At 36.7% G+C, this 18,328-nt stretch carries 16 protein-coding genes; 10 read left to right on the top strand and 6 right to left on the bottom strand.

Annotation, left to right across the window (positions count from 1 at the left end):
- Positions 1 to 125: 125 nt before the first annotated feature.
- The 5 genes from ABMA72_RS10795 (at position 126) to ABMA72_RS10775 (ending at position 8,656) form a co-directional block, all read left to right on the top strand.
- Positions 126 to 2,156, top strand: a complete 2,031-nt coding sequence (locus tag ABMA72_RS10795) for a (Fe-S)-binding protein (RefSeq protein WP_392910695.1) — start codon at positions 126 to 128, stop codon at positions 2,154 to 2,156.
- Positions 2,137 to 4,077 (top strand): hypothetical protein, encoded by a 1,941-nt coding sequence (locus ABMA72_RS10790; protein ID WP_393057116.1) that lies wholly within the window; start codon positions 2,137 to 2,139, stop codon positions 4,075 to 4,077. The genes ABMA72_RS10795 and ABMA72_RS10790 overlap by 20 nt, the downstream gene beginning before the upstream one ends.
- Positions 4,064 to 5,116, top strand: coding sequence for a hypothetical protein (locus tag ABMA72_RS10785; protein ID WP_393057115.1), 1,053 nt, complete (start codon positions 4,064 to 4,066; stop codon positions 5,114 to 5,116). The genes ABMA72_RS10790 and ABMA72_RS10785 overlap by 14 nt, the downstream gene beginning before the upstream one ends.
- On the top strand, positions 5,113 to 5,868 hold the full coding sequence (locus ABMA72_RS10780) for a hypothetical protein (protein ID WP_393057113.1): 756 nt from the start codon (positions 5,113 to 5,115) through the stop codon (positions 5,866 to 5,868). The genes ABMA72_RS10785 and ABMA72_RS10780 overlap by 4 nt, the downstream gene beginning before the upstream one ends.
- Positions 5,869 to 5,989: 121 nt before the next feature.
- The gene (locus ABMA72_RS10775) at positions 5,990 to 8,656 is read left to right on the top strand and encodes a valine--tRNA ligase (protein WP_392858070.1); all 2,667 of its coding nucleotides are present in this window, start codon (positions 5,990 to 5,992) and stop codon (positions 8,654 to 8,656) included.
- Between the two features lie 32 nt (positions 8,657 to 8,688).
- Here the strand turns inward: ABMA72_RS10775 and ABMA72_RS10770 are convergent, their stop codons facing one another.
- Genes ABMA72_RS10770 through ABMA72_RS10755 form a run of 4 tightly spaced genes read right to left on the bottom strand, consistent with a single transcriptional unit; the run spans position 8,689 to position 11,340 of the window.
- Positions 8,689 to 9,225, bottom strand: a complete 537-nt coding sequence (locus tag ABMA72_RS10770) for a GNAT family N-acetyltransferase (protein WP_392858067.1) — start codon at positions 9,223 to 9,225, stop codon at positions 8,689 to 8,691.
- A 52-nt stretch (positions 9,226 to 9,277) separates the two neighbouring features.
- On the bottom strand, positions 9,278 to 10,210 hold the full coding sequence (locus ABMA72_RS10765; RefSeq protein ID WP_393057112.1) for a hypothetical protein: 933 nt from the start codon (positions 10,208 to 10,210) through the stop codon (positions 9,278 to 9,280).
- Positions 10,185 to 10,925, bottom strand: a complete 741-nt coding sequence (locus ABMA72_RS10760; RefSeq protein ID WP_393057110.1) for an EI24 domain-containing protein — start codon at positions 10,923 to 10,925, stop codon at positions 10,185 to 10,187. Before ABMA72_RS10760 ends, ABMA72_RS10765 begins: the two co-directional genes overlap by 26 nt.
- 10 nt (positions 10,926 to 10,935) lie before the next feature.
- Positions 10,936 to 11,340 carry a DUF309 domain-containing protein gene (locus ABMA72_RS10755; protein ID WP_392858063.1) on the bottom strand — a complete coding sequence of 135 codons (405 nt, stop codon included), beginning with the start codon at positions 11,338 to 11,340 and terminating at the stop codon, positions 10,936 to 10,938.
- A 126-nt stretch (positions 11,341 to 11,466) separates the two neighbouring features.
- Between ABMA72_RS10755 and hisC the strand changes: the two genes are divergently transcribed.
- The 5 genes from hisC (at position 11,467) to ABMA72_RS10730 (ending at position 16,126) form a co-directional block, all read left to right on the top strand.
- The gene (hisC, locus tag ABMA72_RS10750) at positions 11,467 to 12,600 is read left to right on the top strand and encodes a histidinol-phosphate transaminase (protein ID WP_393057108.1); all 1,134 of its coding nucleotides are present in this window, start codon (positions 11,467 to 11,469) and stop codon (positions 12,598 to 12,600) included.
- Positions 12,597 to 13,601: a fumarylacetoacetate hydrolase family protein gene (locus ABMA72_RS10745; protein ID WP_392858057.1), complete on the top strand. Its 1,005-nt coding sequence runs from the start codon at positions 12,597 to 12,599 to the stop codon at positions 13,599 to 13,601. Before hisC ends, ABMA72_RS10745 begins: the two co-directional genes overlap by 4 nt.
- Positions 13,601 to 14,707, top strand: a complete 1,107-nt coding sequence (locus tag ABMA72_RS10740) for a homogentisate 1,2-dioxygenase (RefSeq protein ID WP_393057106.1) — start codon at positions 13,601 to 13,603, stop codon at positions 14,705 to 14,707. The genes ABMA72_RS10745 and ABMA72_RS10740 overlap by 1 nt, the downstream gene beginning before the upstream one ends.
- A 2-nt stretch (positions 14,708 to 14,709) precedes the next feature.
- Positions 14,710 to 15,339: a flavin reductase family protein gene (locus tag ABMA72_RS10735; protein ID WP_392858054.1), complete on the top strand. Its 630-nt coding sequence runs from the start codon at positions 14,710 to 14,712 to the stop codon at positions 15,337 to 15,339.
- A gap of 133 nt (positions 15,340 to 15,472) precedes the next feature.
- Positions 15,473 to 16,126, top strand: a complete 654-nt coding sequence (locus ABMA72_RS10730) for a hypothetical protein (protein ID WP_393057104.1) — start codon at positions 15,473 to 15,475, stop codon at positions 16,124 to 16,126.
- Positions 16,127 to 16,162: 36 nt separating this feature from the next.
- Here the strand turns inward: ABMA72_RS10730 and ABMA72_RS10725 are convergent, their stop codons facing one another.
- Together ABMA72_RS10725 and tig are read right to left on the bottom strand one after the other, a co-directional pair.
- Positions 16,163 to 16,909 carry a hypothetical protein gene (locus tag ABMA72_RS10725; RefSeq protein ID WP_393057102.1) on the bottom strand — a complete coding sequence of 249 codons (747 nt, stop codon included), beginning with the start codon at positions 16,907 to 16,909 and terminating at the stop codon, positions 16,163 to 16,165.
- Positions 16,910 to 17,003: 94 nt separating this feature from the next.
- Positions 17,004 to 18,284, bottom strand: coding sequence for a trigger factor (gene tig, locus ABMA72_RS10720; RefSeq protein ID WP_392858048.1), 1,281 nt, complete (start codon positions 18,282 to 18,284; stop codon positions 17,004 to 17,006).
- Positions 18,285 to 18,328: the final 44 nt, after the last annotated feature.

Genomic DNA, 18,328 nt, shown 5'->3' with positions numbered 1-18,328 from the left:
TTTTTTTTATCGTACATCATAATTTCCGACTCATTAAATAGGGATTCTTATGATATATTATCATATATATAAGATTGAAATTATTAAAATTAATATTCACGTTTAAAAAGTAAGCGAGGGAAGAAATGAATCAAACTCTTGATGCTGCCACGCGAGAAATATTTTGGAATATTCCATTCTCGTTTAAGGTTGTCATGTACATCCTATTTTTTGCAGCAGTCTTTGTTATGTTCAAAGGCCTGTATCAAAAAATTCAATTTATCACTGGAAAGAAAGGTGTTGATGCCATCAAAGGCCTAAAAGACCTTCTACCAGAGAAACTAAACTGGGGAGCATTCTTTAAGACAATGCTTCTAACAGGTAAAGTTCCACGTTTTAGAAATGTTGCAATTTTTCACGGCCTAATCTTTTGGGGATTTGTTATCCTTTGGATTGCCACGGACCTAGTTGCCATTCACGCTGATACTCCTTTTAAAATTTATAAAGGACCTGTTTATATCGTTATCTCTTTCCTAGCTGATATGGCAGGACTTATGGTTCTTGCAGGTATCGGACTTGCATACAAAAGAAGATATATTGATAAGCCTGATTACCTACAAGCAACGAGACCAAAGCAAGAATTATTTATGTACGCTATGCTAATCTGTCTTGTTGTTCTTGGATACCTAATTGAAGGTGTTAGAATTATGGGAACAGGAATGCCTGTTGGTGAAGCAACATGGTCTCCAGTTGGTTGGTTCCTTGCGACAATTTTTTCAGCAATCCCACTTTCAGAACAAACTTGGGCATACACTTACCGTGGAATGTGGATGGTTCACATGGCAAATACAATGTTATTTGTTGCTGCATGTGGAACAACAAAATTCTCACATATCTTCGTACTTCCGTTTGCTGCACTAGTTACTCCACCAAGACGTGGTGCAGTTCTTGAGCCAATGAATTTTGAAGATGAGACAGCTGAAACTTTTGGACTTGGTAAAATCTCAGAGCTTACTCTTAAGAACAAACTAGACCTTCTTGCATGTGTTGAGTGTGGACGTTGTACACAAGTATGTCCTGCAAATCTTGCGGAGAGACCTCTAGATCCTAAGAAGATCATTACAAAAGCTCGTGACCTTGCTTTTGAAACAGCGGCCAAGGGTGAAACTGACGCAGACTTCTGGGAAAATACAACTTACTCTTCAATCGAGCTGGACTCATGTACGACATGTGGTGCTTGTATGGAAGAGTGTCCTGCAAATATTGAGCACGTTGATATCATTATGGGTGCTAAGAGATACAAGACTCTTACTCTTGGTGAAATTCCAGCGGATGCAGCAACAGCAGTTCAAAAAGTTCAAATTAACGGAAACCCTTGGGGTATCTCTCAAGATGATCGTTTCAAATGGGCAGACGGCCTTGATGTTCCTGTAATTGAAGCAGGCAAGAAAGTTGATTACCTTTACTACGTTGGTTGTGCAGGTTCATACGATGCTTCTAACCAGAAAGTTGTTCAAGATACGGTTAAGCTTCTAAAGAAAGCAGGTGTTTCATTTGCTGTTATGGGGAAAACTGAAAAATGTAATGGTGACCCAATCAGACGTTTTGGAGATGAGTACTCATTCTTTGAAATTGCGATTGAGAATATTGCTAATATGAGACAATACGACTTTGATAAAGTTGTAACACACTGTCCACACTGTCTTCATACAATTGGTAAGGAATACGCTAAATTTGATGATGGTGACTTTACAACAGTTCACCACACTGAACTTCTTGCAGACCTACTACGTTCTGGAAAATTAAAGCCAGAAAAGAAAGTCGAAGAAAATCTTACTTTCCACGATCCATGTTACCTAGGTCGTCACCACGGTGAATACAATGCTCCTAGAGAAATTCTTCAGGCAGCAGGTGTTGAGATCAAAGAAATGGATAAGAAAGAAGATACTGCCCTATGCTGCGGAATGGGCGGTGGAAATATGTGGTACGAAGTTGAAGCTGGTACTGATTTAGCTGCTGGACGCCTTGAGCATGTAGGTGAAAAGAAAGTTGATAAATTAGCTACGGCCTGCTCTTTCTGTATGATAAACTTTAAGGGTGGAATTAGCGAAAAAACAGGTACAGAAAACCTTGAGATTGAAGACGTTGCTTCAATCCTTGCAAAAACTATCGATTAAATCAATTATACTAGGCTCAGTTCTAGCTGGGCCTAGCTTTTTTCAAAATCAAATACTCGCCCAAACCACTCAAGAAAATCAAACCAGTCTATTAGAAACATTTGAAGAAAAGTTAAATGCTTTTCAAAATGAAGTGAATGAGAAAATCCTCAATCCACCAAGTGACAAGGTAACTTTTAGACAAAATTTTAAAGATGAAGAAAGCATTGAGTTATCAAAGAGGCAATTAAATGCAATCATTCTTTATAGTGAACAAGACTATACTGAATTATTTCATGTGAATAAGTGCTCAATATACACCCTGTTAAAAAATCGACTTATTCGAATCAATAATCGACCTCTTTTAAATGTTGAAACAACGATTACATCAGGAAGCTCGACTTCAACGGCCCTCGTTCCAATTGATGCCTTCTTAGCACATTATTATAAGAGCAATTGTCGACTCTCATTTAAGCAGTCTCGCCTATTTGAAAAAGGACTCTTGAAAGATACATTCAAAAAACTAACTCCTAAATTTCCGAGGAATCAAACTCAGTGTCTTGATCAATACAAGGATTTAAAGAGCAATATCAATCTTGATCATATCTGTAGTGCCCCCTACACAATTGAGTTAGCAGACAATCTCTCACAAAAGCTAAGAGATAATTCCCTTAGTATTTCAGAGCGAAGCTATATCAACTCCCTAAGACGACAATCTAAGACCTATACTGATGAGATTAACGACAGAGACATTTTATACTTTAAGAATTTTTGCAGTAACTTAAGTCGTGAAGAGTTATTTTGTAAAAACTATTCTAAGCAAGATTTTTGGTCACTAATTATAAATAAACAAAAGTCTCCTGATTACATTGAAGTCCGCTGCCGTAATATTCTAGCAAAGAGTTCTGAAGAAGATAATTTGAAGGACCTAGATTATCTAAAATGTATTTCACTTTTACGAAAAGAACCAAATCGTTGTATGACTCAGGGGCCAGCAACAGGATCAGTACTTTACCCTATGCCTAGCTGTCATGAGATTTCTGAAACATTAAAAATCTCAAGACTAAAGAACAACTTCAATGACTGCCCAAGAAATATTGGTAATTATGCTATCGTAAACGGTTCACGAGTGATTAAGCATTTTGCAACTAATGACATTAAGAGCAAAGATTGCGTATTCCCATCTTATGAGAAGATCTATGGCCTATACCTAGAGTCAGATGAAGAAGATAAGTGGCCACTTCGTATTTGTTATAGTTCTAACAATGGGAAAAAGTGCTTACCTTTTATTCCTGGAAATTCAAAAGAGAATTACAATGCTTTAAATATGGTTGTAGCAAATGCGCTATTCCAAACTAAAATTGTCTCAACCCGAATCAAGTGTGAACAAGTTTCTAAAAAACAATTTAATCCACTTCGATTAAAATATAAGGCAGGGTGCTGGATAGTTCCTCAAGAGCTGGCCTGTCGATCAGAGAGTTGTAAATACAATGTGATGATTGATAACCGTAAGGCACTTGAGATCTGGAGTGAGGGCTCTCTTGCCTTTGACTACTTCAAGACAAAGTACAACTCTTCTGATGCTGATATTCACAGCAGAATTCTTTCTGTTTTGAATATTAAAGAACAAGAAATTAATTCACTGACTTCTTTAAAATTCTTTTTAGATAACAAAAAGAATGGAATTATTCACGGCCAAGGATGTGCAGAGGATATCTACCCTTCTCATTACCAACTAAGAAAGATCGGAATTTGTACACCAATGCCATTTATTATTGATGGATATAAAGAGATTAATAACAATACTTATTTAAGCTTTAGAAGTGCCATGGATGATATTAATTCTCCTCGTTCCGTATTGTGGGCGAATGCCTTTACAGCTCTTTCTAGGTACTCAACATTGAGCCCTTTGAAGAATTGGGAGTTATATGGCCTTTACTAAATTTACAAAGATCATTATTTCATCTCTTCTTGCGACAAGCGTGCTTTCAAAATCAGCACTACTTGAATTATCCACGAGACAAAATGTTCACAATCTAAAATATGACGATTTAAATGGGATTACTTTCTACTTAAAAGGAAAGAATGCAATAGCCTACTCAGCAAAGAATCGCGCCAACACAGTTTTAGAAAAGAAGACTGATAGCGAATTTGATGTCATCAAGGCATCTGATGATCTCTATATTATTAGCGTTAAAGGTGGACACTACAAAGACTTTTCATACATCTCTGAATCAGAAATATATTTTTATCATATCAAAAAGAATCAATTAGACTTCGTTGGAAAAGGTAGCTACCCCAAATTCCATCATAAAAGTAATTATATCTCTTACACAAAAGAAGACGAAAGTAAGCTATTTCTTGAGGTCGTAAATATAAAGAACAATCTCGATCGCTTCTCAATTCCACTAGTAACAAAAGACATACTTCACCAGAGTGAAGTAGAAATTTTTGATGATAGTCTCATCTATTACACAGATAAGAGTCTAGAATTCAAAATCAATCTTAATATCTTTAATAATCGTTCTAAGAAGAAATATCTTCTTCATCAGTTTGATAAGGCGAATAAGGTTGTCAGCCTCGCCAGTTCCGACAAGAAAGTATTTATCCTTGAGTCATCTGGTGGTCAAAATCCATATATGGATTTAACAGAGTTAGAAAAAGGAAGGGTTGATTTTACGAAAAGAACTCCACTCATTAACACGCAATCTGGACCGGCCTTTAATTTAAATATTTTAAATAATGAGCTATTTTTTATTCTGACGTTAAAAAGTGAGAACTCTAACCTCTTTAATCAAAGAGAGATTGTCTCTTTCAACCTAGAAGATAAGAAGCTCTACCAAAGAACTGATTTGAACTATATTTCAAATATTGTTCTTCATAATAAATCAATCTTAGTTCCTTATAAGGACAAGATCTACTTATTAAAGAATAAAGAAGGGAAATTTAGTATCAATAAAGAGATTAAGTCAAAACTATGAGATTACTAATCATATTACTTATCACATTCAAAATTTTTGCATCTGAACCAACACAACAAGAGCTAAAGTTTTCACCAAGCCTTAGTCCGATGCTTAAGAATTTAGTAACAGAGCTTTATCTCAATAGTAAGATAAACCAAGAATATATTATAGGCCTTAGTAAGAATCTGACCTCACCACTTGATAATGATTTTATCGAGCTAATGATTTTAAATTCCATCTTAAATACAAAGTTAAATAAGCAGTATGAACACGTAAATATCTCTCAAGCACTCTACAACGAGCTTGATCAGAATATTAAATCCATCGAAGTTAATCTACCATTTTCAAAAACAATATCTGCGAAGATTTTAAAAGATATTGGTGAGTTATTAACAAATAGAAATTTAAGAGAGTACAACGCCTATATTAAGAATAGAGATTTAAAAGTTTCACCAGAGTTAAAGGCCTTCATGAACCGAATCAGCTATCTACAATATTGGATTGATACGCTAAGAAAGCCAAGCTCTGTTCGTAATGTAACACTATTAAAGACAAACCTAGAAATTCTCAACTCGCTAAATCGTAATTTAAGCATTACGGCCGCGACTTACAAAAAAGATAATGATATCTCTTATATCTCGATAAATGACATTGATCTGATCAAGGCCAGAAGACAAGTTGATAAGCTTCTCTTTAATAACGCGCCCGACAAAGACCCTGATTACAAGGCCCCTCAAGAGCTGCCAGAGCCCGTCGAAAACTGGGAGTAAGGTTAAAGGTGGCGTGTACTTTTTGGGGATTTCAACTATTTACCCATCTATTTTTAAAAGAAATAACGTGTATCCTATGATATATAATTTCAATTAGTTAAATCGAAAAAAGGAAGAAATTGTGACAAAAAATTTCGATGAGCTACCTAAAACATATAGCTCTAATGATGTAGAAAAGAAGTGGTACCAGAAATGGGAAAATGAAAAGTATTTTACTCCTAAAGCAGGAAAGACTGGTGAGTCTTTTTGCGTCATCATGCCACCTCCAAACGTCACAGGAATTCTTCACGCAGGTCACGCACTTGATATCACAACTCAAGATGCCCTTATTCGTTTTAAAAGAATGAAAGGTTATGAAACCTTATTCCTTCCAGGAATGGATCACGCAGGTATTGCAACTCAATCAAAAGTTGAAGAGCTAATTTGGAATGAAGAAAAGAAAACTAAGCACGACTACTCTCGTGAAGATTTTCTAAAGAAGATCTGGGAGTGGAAAGAACAATATGGTGGTGTCATCGCTAACCAACAAAGAGTAATGGGTGCAAGTTGTGATTGGGATTACTCAATGTTCACGATGGATCCTGAAGCAAACGAGGCCGTTCGACGCGCTTTCGTAACTCTTTATAATGAAGGTCTAATTTACCAATCGGACTATATTGTTAACTGGGACCCAAAACTTCAATCGGCAATCTCAGATGCAGAAGTTGATCACAAAGAAGTTAATGGTGCCTTCTACCATATCCTCTACTCTGTTAAAGATAGTGATATTAAATTAGAAGTTGCAACAACTAGACCTGAGACACTTCTTGGTGATACGGCCGTTGCAGTTAATCCAAACGATGAAAGATTTGCTCACCTAATTGGTAAGAAAGCAATCGTTCCACTTTGTAACCGTGAAGTTCCAATTGTTGGTGACGAACACGTTGATATTGAAAAAGGAACTGGTTGCCTAAAAGTTACTCCAGGTCACGACTTCAATGACTTTGAAATTGGAAAGAGACATAATCTTGAAATCATCAATATCCTTAATCTAGATGGAACTCTAAATGAGCACGGTCTTGAGTGGCAAGGCCTACCTTGCAAGAAAGCTCGTAAGGGTGTTATTGAAAAGCTTAAAGAGCTTGAACTATTCGTTAAAGAAGAAAAGCACGTGCACCAAGTTGGTCACGGTGAGAGATCAGGTGTTGTTATTGAACCAATGATCTCAAAGCAATGGTTTGTAAATGTTCACGATATGGCAGCTGAAGCTGTTGCAAAAGTGGAAGATGATACAACTCGTTTCTATCCAAAAGGATGGGAGAATACTTACTTTGCTTGGCTTCGCGAGCCAAAGAACTGGTGTGTTTCTCGTCAACTTTTATGGGGACACAGAATTCCAGTATTCACATGTACTTCATGTGAACACCAATGGGCCGATGAAGCTCTTGAGCCTGAATCATGTCCAAAGTGTAGTGCAAAAGATTACACACAAGATCCAGACGTTCTTGATACATGGTTCTCTTCAGGTCTATGGCCAATGTCGACACTTGGTTGGCCAAATGAGCAAAGAATGGAAGAGCGCGGTTTTGATAAGTTCTATCCAACTTCAGTTTTAATCACTGGTTTTGATATTATCTTCTTCTGGGTTGCTAGAATGATGATGATGGGAACTAAGTTTTCTAACCAAGTTCCATTCGATAAGGTTTATATCCACGCAATCGTTAGAGATAAACTAGGTCGCAAAATGAGTAAATCTCTAGGTAACGGAATTGATCCACTTGAGATGGTTGAGCAATACGGAGCAGATGCTTTCCGCTTTACTCTTGCTGCTGGTTCTGGTTACAACCGTGCCATCAACCTCGACCCAGAAAGAATTGCAGGTTACAGAAACTTCATTAATAAGATTTGGAACGCTTTCCGTTTCATCTCTCCATTCTTAGATCTTGCTCAAAAAGAACTTCCAACTAACCTTGATGATCAAGAGAAATGGATTCTATCGGAGCTTAACGATGCAACAAAAGTTGTCAATGAGTCCCTCGATGCTTTCCGCTACGATGATGCTTGTTCTGAAGTTTACTCTTTTGTTTACGATAAGTTCTGTTCTTGGTTTATCGAACTTTCAAAGAATACTCTTAACGGTGAAGACGAAGCATCTAAAGTACAAAGAGCAACAGTTCTTAAATATTGTTTTAGAAAAATCACGGCCCTTCTCCACCCAATAACTCCTTTCATTACAGAAGAGCTTTGGGGTTACTTAAAAGAAGATAGTGAAGACCTATTAATCTCAGCAGACTACCCTGAGTATGATGCTGCTCTTAACTACCCAAGTGAGCAAGTTAAGATGAATAAATTTATTGAAGTTGTTTCAGGAATTCGCTTCCTAAGGCAATCAGTAAATATCAAACCTAAGGATGAAGTTGAGGTAGTTCTTCTAACTGACGATGAAGAAGCATCTTCTTACTTTGCGGATAATATGGCAGGTATGCAAGATCTAGCTCGTGCAAAAGATGTAGCAATTGCAGCAAAGTCTAGTGAGAACCCTAAGAAGTGTATCATGAAGGCAACGACTCACACTGATATCTTCTTAAAACTTGATGGCGTGATTGATCTTGATGCACAAATTAAGCGCTTAGAGAAAGACTTTGATAAAACTCAAAGAGAGTTTGATAAGATTGGAAAAAAACTTAATAACGAAAAATTCATGGCAAACGCGCCTGAAGAAGTTGTTGTTGAAGTAAGACAAAAAGCAAGTGACTTTGAAGAAAAACTAAACTCACTTAAAGAACAAATCGAACAATTCAAATCATAAAAAAAGTAAGGCCCTTTCAACAAGGGCCTTTTTTATATCTCAAAATAAAAATATTCTTCTTGATAGATTTCTCCATTAAACTCAAATGGAGATTCTTTTAACACTCTTCCTCCATTTTTAGTAAAGAATCCTTTTGAAGGATTATCCTTAAAAGTACAAAGATAAAAACAATCATATCCTCGATTTTTAAAGTCTTTAATTGCTGCTTCAAATAGCTTTTGTCCCATACCGGACTTCTGATACTTTTTTAAAATATAAAAATCGTAGATTTCACCAGGTATACCGTGCTCATGTTCACGAGCTGGCCCATAATCGATAAAGCCAACCACATCACCATCTGGTGCGTGAAAGACGAGAGTTCCACCTTCAGTGGGCCTGCGAGGAATTTTTCTTTCCCATCCATGTTGTACATCTGAATACTTCAATGAGTAGAGATAATCTTTAGAGAGAATGCCTTTGTAATTTTCCCAAAAGCAATCAACATAGATCCTGGCCAATGACTTGATATCGTCCACTTCCACTGGAACGATTTCAAAAGGTGCAAATGTGAGATCTTTTGCGGCCACCATAGAAATATTTTAGCAATATTATGCCGGCCTCGCAAACAAGTCTTTTTTAGAGCTATGGAACGAGTCTAAGTGACTGATAATTAACTATATAGTCTTCTAAATCTGGAAAAGTTTTTAGCTGAATTAACTCGCTAATTCCGTATGCTAAAAGCGTTTCTCCACTAAAACAAAGACGACCAATTGTCTCAGGCATATGCTTCCATTCAGGAATAGTCAGCTCTTCATCACCTACTAAGAAGACGACCTGGCCACGGTTACGGCCCATTTGTGCGGTTGCTAGCGACTTTGTTATAACAACATCAAACTCATCAATACGACGACGGAGAATATTTGAAGATTCACTAAATAAACTTATTCTTTTACTTACCTTTACCCCATCATAACTCTCTACTGCTTCACTTGGAATATAACCATGAAGTTTCAAAGTCGGTAAACATTCCGCTAGAAAGTTCATCCTTTCTACAAATTCAACATCATACTTATGTGGATAATTGATAAATATATTTGAGATTTTCTTATGAGTGAAGGCATGGTCAATATTCGCATCTTTGAAGTTCCCTTCCACTGCCTTTAAAGCACTAACTTTCTTTTCATCTAAGTACTCTCCACTATATTCTGGTAAAGATACTTGATAAAAGAAACTTTTTGGTCCACCTTGTAAACCGATCTTCACATTTGCTCTAAAAGCTAGCCCAAGAACTGCGGAATACATATCATTCACATAATCAATATAGTAATCAGTATTAAAAACTTCGTGTAGGTTTGCCGCAAACTTATGTGCCGCAAACATTGACTCCGTTTCTTTCTTTGAAATCGAATAGGCCCAACATCTTTCAGGTAACCAAAAGTCATCAATTCGAGTTGCATCGGTATAAACAATTGCAACCTGATTGTCCTCATGCTCTTTAAGAATGGCATTTACTACGGGTAGGATTGAAGCGATTTCAGCTTCATCACCTTTAACCCTGAGTAGGAACTTCTTCACTTGGAGACCTCTCCTTAACTCTTAATTCACAATAAATTACTGTAAAGAAAACAACAGCAAGTGGAAGAAAGAATAGATTTAGTAAAGGTATTGAAATAAGAATCATAAAAGCAACTCCCCCTAGTAAATAAGGAAGAAAGCCTGATTTTACATCCCCTACACATTCTGAAAAAGTTAGGTTATTTCTTGACCAAGAATAATCAATAAATGAAATCGCAAGAATTAGTCCACCTAGAACAAATGTAATAGGCGGGAAGAAAAACCCAATACCAATATTGATAATTGATAGAACAACAATCACACCAATCTTTTTAAGTTCATTCATGAGGATACTTGGTAGCCTCTTTAATGTCTGGGCAAGTGTATCACTTGTTTCTTTTTGTAATTTGTAAATCATCTCAACTCGTGAACTGAGCATATCATTAAAAGGAGAGGCAATAACTGAGACCACAATAAAAAATGTCCAGTTGATAATGACTCCTAGAAGAATAATTAAAACTCCAGAAAAGACAGTGCTAACCCACCCCTGATCTGGATACTTCTCATTGATATAACCATGTCCCCATGTTGAGACTTCACTAAAGGCATAGTGTCCTAATGAGTAATAAAGAATAAAACCAATTAAAACCGGACAAAGAGCGATTAAGATAATTTTCTTATCTGACTTAAGAATATTCATTGAACGAAAAAAGAAATATGGAAGTTTTCCAATCATTTTGACTCCATTAATTTTGAACTGGGAATTTAAAAGTTTTTAATTTTGAAAAGTCTCTTAAAGTCGGTTTTGCCGGAATGGACTTCACAATACTTTTCAAATTCTGCCAGTCTAAGTATCTATCCATTATATCCGACTCCACATGATTTTTTTCAATGAAGTCAATTTTACCTTTGGCCTTATTGACCATCCCACTCGCTCCATTAAGATTGTCATCTTCATGGTGGTAAAGAGCAGTTGCCAGTTGAATCACAACCCAATACACATAACGCGCATTGTCTCCTATGGCATCCATCCAAAGGTCCTCAACGACCTCATGACACATCCAGTAATGACCTGTATTAAATAAGTTAAGCCCCTCTTGGATGAGTTCAAGATGCTCAGTAGTAAATTGTCCAAAGTGATAATCATTCATAATAGTGTAAGTCTAATTCATCTCATTCTCATAGACATGATGCAACGACCAAAACTATTCAATCGGCCTTAAAAACGATAGAATTTCTCAAATTTAATTTAACTAAAATATGAAACAGGAAGAGTGATGCATCATAAAGATCTCGTACCAGAATACTTAAAAAATCTACAAGTTTACCAAGCAGGTAAACCTATCGATGAAGTCGTTAGAGAAAAGGGACTAACAAGAGTTTCTAAACTAGCTTCGAATGAAAACCCACTTGGGCCATCTCCATATGCTATTCGTGAAATGACTCGTGGACTTTGGGATCTCCACCGCTATCCAGATATGCATGCCTATGCACTAAAATCAAAACTAGCAAAGATGTATGACCTACAACTAGATAATATTATTCTTGGAAATGGTTCAGAAGGAATCATGGCCTATATTGCTCGCGCCTTCCTTAAGCCAGATGATGAAGTTCTAACTTGTGACAATACTTTCATTGGCTTCTATATTCTTGCCAGAAGTGTTGGAGCAAAACTTAATAAAGTTCCACTAACAGAAGACTACCGTTTCGATGTAAAAGCACTTGCAGAAAATATCTCTGATAAAACTAAGATCATTTATATTGCGAATCCTAATAATCCAACAGGAACTTATATTACAAAAGAAGAGTTCGATTACCTTATGAAGTTCGTACCTCCTCATGTTCTTGTCATTCTAGATGAAGCTTATTTTGAATTTGCTCAAGAGTTTGATGATTACCCAGATTCGATGAACTACCGCTATGACAATGTTCTTACGCTTAGAACATTCTCTAAGGCTTATGGGCTTTCAGGAATCCGTGTCGGTTATGGCTTTGGTCACCCTGAATTAATCGGCTACCTTACAAGAGTAAAGCTACCTTTTGAACCAAATCTAATTGGACAACTAGGAGCTGTAGGTGCTCTTGAAGATAGGCCACATCTTGAGCGTACACTTAGAAATAATCGTAAGCGCTATGATGAGCTTATGGAGTATTTAACAGCGAGACATTTTGCTCCAATAAAATCAGTGACAAATTTCGTTACAATTAAAACAGGTAGCAGTGAAGCAAGTGACTTCATGTTTGAAGAGCTTCTTAATGAAGGTGTCATTATTAGAAAACTTGTTGCTAACGAGATGCCAGAATTTGTTCGTATCAGTATTGGAACGAAGGATGAAATGTATCACTTCTATGAAGCATTCGATCGCATCCTACCAGCATATAACAAAAGATTTAGAAAGGAACTTGCATGAAAATTTGCCAATATGTAAATCATGGAACTCATCGCCCAGAGCCTCGTCTAGGTATCTTATTAGATAATGGACTCGTAATTGACCCTAATAATGTTTGGGCATGTGATTATGAAAGAGAAGGATATTTCAACTTTTGGCAAAGAGCAAACCACACTTGCCCTCCATCTCTTTTAGAAATTTTACAAACGAAAGATGATCCTATCGACTTCCTAGGTGAATGTTATGGCCTTTACCTATTTTTAGAAAAAGTTGGTGACCTTACTCTTAGAGATGGAACACCAATCGCATTTAAATCTGATGAGATTAATCTAAAAGCACCAATTGATAAAATCCCGAACTACCGTGACTTCTACGCACATGAAAAACATGTCGCTGCTGGTTTCAAAAAAAGAAATGAGCCAATTCCGGAAGCTTGGTATGAAATCCCGGCTTACTACAAAGGGCCAACTCATGGATTCATTGGACATAACCAAGAAGTTCTATGGCCACACTACACAAATATTCTCGATTACGAGCTAGAGTTAGGAATGGTTATTGCAAAAGATGGAATTAATATCCGCGAAGAAGATGCAAAAGATCATATCTTTGGATTTACAATCCTAAATGATATTTCTGCTCGCGATATTCAAAAGAAAGAAATGGCCGTCCGTCTAGGCCCTGCAAAAGGGAAAGATTTTTGTTCAGTGATTGGACCAGTTATTACAACTTTTGATGAATTCGATTTTAGAGAGCCAAATCTAAAAATGACGGCAACAGTAAACGGTGAAAAGTGGTCAGAAGGATTCTCTGGTGACTCTCACTATAGCTGGGCCCAAATGATTGCTCACGTCTCTCAAGATGAATGGGTCTTATCTGGAGACCTTTTTGGTTCAGGAACTGTTGGCACAGGCTGTGGTCTTGAGATTGATAGATGGTTAAAGCCTGGAGACGAAATCACTCTTGAAGTAGAAGGCATCGGAAAGCTAACAAATAAAATAGGGCCACAAAGAGGGACTAAATAATGGCAACAGATAATAAAATGGAAAGCTTTAAAGCAAGTGGTGTTTATACAAAACAGGCTCACGTTGATATCCCAGAAGGTCTATACGAAGAAGAACATGGACGCAATGGTTTCTTCGGTCGTGTTAGTCAGCTTTACCATACACAGCCACCGGTTAACTGGACTAATATTTCGGGAGATTTAAAACCAAAGAACCTTCCATCTCTTTTTAGTCATAAAGACCTGCAAGATGACTTCCGTACAATCTTAACGAATAATGATTGTGAACTTAGTCTTGGTACATTAACAAAGTCACTAGATTATTTTTTAAGAAATGCTGACTTTGATGAGCTCTATTTTGTTCATGAAGGTAGTGGTACTTTTGAAACAATCTATGGCCATGTACCATTTGTAAAAGGTGACTACATCCTGATACCTCGTGGAACAACTTATACAGTGAAGATTTCACAAGCTGCAAAGTTCTTTCAAGTCGAATCGAACTCTGAATTTGAAGAACCTTCACGTGGGCTTCTTGGACCTAACGCTCTTTATGATCAAACAGCAAAGTTCACACCTGAAGCAGCTCTTGGCAGTGATCAAGACTGGCAACAGTATGACGTAAGAGTAAAAAGACTTGGAGAAATCACAACAATCACCTATCCATTTAATCCTCTAACAGCTAAAGGCTGGAAAGGCTCTGTCTATCCATGGAAGATTTCAATTTATGATATCTGTCCAATCATGAGCCACCGTTATCATATTCCTCCATCAGGACACACAACTTTTGTAGCAAGAAACTTCGTTGTTTGTTCTTTTGTTGAAAGACCTCTTGAGGATAAGAAGCACAAGGTTTTAAAAGTTCCTTTCTACCATTCAAATATCGATTTTGATGAGGTTCTTTTCTATCACCAAGGGAATTTCTTCTCTCGTGATAATATCGATGCAGGAGCTTTAACTTTTCACCCTCAAGGTGTTCACCATGGGCCACACCCAAAAGCCTTTGAAGCAGGTGAAGACAAATTATACACGGATGAGTACGCTGTCATGGTTGATACTCGCTATCCTTTAAAACCAACTAAATGGTTTGAAGAAAATGAAAACAAAGACTACTGGAAAAGCTGGATGTAATTATGGCAATTTTTGATACAACAAAACAAGATTTTAAAGACAATTATAAATTATTAATCGGATCAGTTGTTCCAAGACCAATCGCAGTTGTTTCAACTGTTAATGAAGATGGTACAAGTAATATTGCACCTTTCTCATTTTTTACTGTGGTAAGTGCAAACCCAATGATCATCGGCTTCACTCCAATGATTCGTTCAAGCGATGGGGAACAAAAAGACACTCTTAAAAATATTCTTCGTCAAAAAGAATTCGTCGTAAACTTTGTAACTCAACACAACTACGAAAAAGTTAACCTCTGCTCAACAGAGCTTCCTCATGGTGAATCGGAGTTCGACTTTGCTAAACTTACAGAATTAGATTCTGAAGTTGTAACACCAAAGAGAATGAAAGAGTCACCAATCCACTTTGAGTGTAAGCTTAGAGATACATTAAGCTATGGTGATGTTCCTGGAACAGGTACTTTTGTGACAGGTGAAGTTGTTCGTGTTCACGTGGAAGACGAACTACTTGATAGCGGTAGAATCGATCAAGATAAGTATGCCCCTATTGGAAGAGGCGCGGGAAATGACTGGATTGTCTGTGATCACAGGGTTCAAATCGAGCGTCTCATGAAGGCACAAATCCAAAAATAGTCAATAATTTCAAGCCCTTAGGGGCTTGAGTATTATCTATACACCCCTAGTAAATTTTCCATTTTTGCCCATCTCACGGCCATTTTTCGCTAATATTTCCTCGAACACACATTAATAAAGAAGAGGAATATTTATGAAAAGACTACTGATAACAGCTATGATCCTAACAGGTGCTACGGCCCAAGCAGATCTATTTGATAACCTAACGGCAAATTTAAACCTTTCACCTTCTCAGTCTAACAACTTAAGAAATGGACTTTCTTCAATCCTAAGTGGCAGTGGAAGTCCCTCAGTGAGAGAAGCTGAAAAACTAAGCTTTAATAAATGTTTTGAAATGTTAAGAGAAGCAAAAAAAGAACAGATTAGAAATAACAAGGACTTTATCAAATCTGGATATGCGACTGGAAATTTTTATTCAAATGTTATTGAAGGTGACTATCAACAATTCCATAACAAAAATGAAGATATTAGTAAATTTGGGCGTACTCTTATGAGAGGGATTACGAACCTAGATAGTATTAGATTTAATAGCACAACTTCTGCAAAAGATGCTCCTCATCTTGATTACTATTGCTCAAGCTACATGGATATTGAGAATGTATCAAAAGTAATAGTTGGAAATAAAGAATGTCGTAAAGTAGATCTGGCCCTAAATGCAATTGATGCAAATACAAAGAAGAAATACAAAGCAACGGCATCCAACCTCTTCTGCGAAGGAGAGAATATTGTAAAGACAGACTTTACAGGCAAAAGATTTGAAGTAATTTACGAAATGAATGAAATTTAAAAATAAAAAAGCCGCTTGAAGCGGCTTTTTCTTTATCTAAAACATATAACCTAAACTTAGCCCATAAGTGAAATCATCAGAGTTCTTATCATCATAAGAAGAATTCAAAAATGAATAGCCTGTCTCCATCTGAATATATACCCCATCAAAATCAAACCTCACACCAGGAAGCACTAAAATAACCTCTGGTGACTGTTGTCCATCATAAGATACAGTTGCACCATCTTTAAGAACACCATCTACTTTGTACTCCATAAAAACAGTATTTAAATAGAATAGAATCGAAGGACTTACACGATAACCAACATTAAGTGAAGCTCCTAGGGACTTAGCTTTTAGATCTGTTGTATATACAGTCGAATCAGTATTCAGTGAGCCATCTTCGTGATAGCCAAAGCCGAACTCACCCTGAAGAGACATCTTGAGACCAACTGTCTTTCTATCACCACCAATAAATTGATACTTAATTTTTAAAAGGTCAGAAGTATCCGGATATGTTTGAAGCCCAATATCAAGTCTTGGAAGTAGCCCTAGATCACCTTTAAATGTTAAAAGAGGCTCAGGCCCACTAACAGACTCCTCTGTTGTTGTACCACTAATAATAAAGTCATACCCTTCAGCAAGATCGACATCATAGCCGCTTGCAACACCTATTGCGACATCGACCTTACCTAAGCCACCCGTTGTTTCAGGACTATCCATACGAGCAGTAGGAATATTGTAATCAAGCTGAGCGCAACTTACGAATGTAACTAATACTAATAAGAAACTAAGAAATCTCATGAACTCTCCGATAATTAATTTATTAAATTATATTGGAGTTTAAGATAATTTAAAGAAGGAAAAAAAAAGGCCCGCAGAAAGCGGGCCCTTAGTATTATTTAATTTTTAATTCTGAGTGAAGTTTTGCAAAAGTTTTTTCTTCACGGATTGCATACATAAGGTTTGCTTTCATACGCTCATCTTTTGTGTAGAATTCTTTTACTTGGTCAGCAGTTAGACCCGAAAGGCTTGCGCTTTCTTCGATTTTTGCATCAAAGTCTGCATCAGTTGATTCAACTTCGTACTTATTTGCAAGGTGGTCTAGAATTAGTCCTGACTTAACTTGGAAAAGAGCTTTTTCATCTAAGTCACCTGCCCACTTCTCAAAGTACTCACCTAGCATATCTTCAGTGAAACCTTGTTGCTTAAGGTTGTTTGCAAGATCGTTCTTTAAGTGCTCTTTTTGTTGAGCAATCATAGTTGATGGAACGTCAAAGCTATTTTCAGAGATTAGTTTTTCAAGAATTTCTTGATTTAACTTTTCAGCTGCTTGTCTTTCGTTTTGCTTAGTTAGGTTCTCTTGAGTTTTTGCTTTGAAATCTTCTACTGATTCAAAACCTAGCTCTTTTGCTACTTCATCAGTAAAGTCTGGAAGCTTTCTTTCTTTGATTTCAAGAAGTTCAACGTGGAACTTAACTTTTGCTTCTTTAAGTTCTTCTACGTGATACTCAGATGGGAAAGTAACTTCTAAAGTCTTCTTTTCACCTGCTTTCATACCAATCATTTGCTCTTCGAATCCTGGGATAAATTGACCAGAACCGATTTCTAGTAGGTATTCTTCACCTTTCATATTTTCAGGTTTTTCACCATCAGCTTTTTCACCTTCGAAGTTCATAACAGCGAATAGTCCGTTAGCAAGTGCTGTACCTTCAGCAGCTTCAACCATTTCAGCTCTTGGAGCAAGGTAGTTCTTACGTACTTTTTCAACATCTTCTTCAGTTACTTCAACTGTATCTTTTGTGAAAGATAGTTTTGAGAAATCTTTAAGTTCTACAGTTGGGAAGATTTCAACAACAGCATCAAATGATACAGACTTTCCATCTTTGTAATCCATATTTTCAAAGTTAGGGTAACCAACTACTTTAAGATCTTCTTTATTGATTGCTTCAAAAAGTTCCTTTTGAACGAAACGATTTAGAGCATCACCTTCAACTTGTGGACGGTATAGTTTTTCAACCATAGCGATTGGCGCTTTACCTTTTCTGAAACCTTTGATTGAAACTGATTTTTGTTTCTCTTTAAGAGCAACAGTAATTTGCTCAGATAGATCTAGGTTATCGAATGAAAAAGATAATTTTTTTGTGCAGTCATTAACTTGTTCTACTTTATAAGTCATGAATAAATCCTCACTTCGCTATGCGACAATATTAACATTATGAA

Origin of the sequence: Halobacteriovorax sp. CON-3 (genome assembly GCF_043196995.1) — a bacterium.
In the GTDB taxonomy this organism is placed as follows: Bacteria; Bdellovibrionota; Bacteriovoracia; order Bacteriovoracales; family Bacteriovoracaceae; genus Halobacteriovorax_A.
This window is presented reverse-complemented; position numbering and strand designations above follow the sequence as displayed.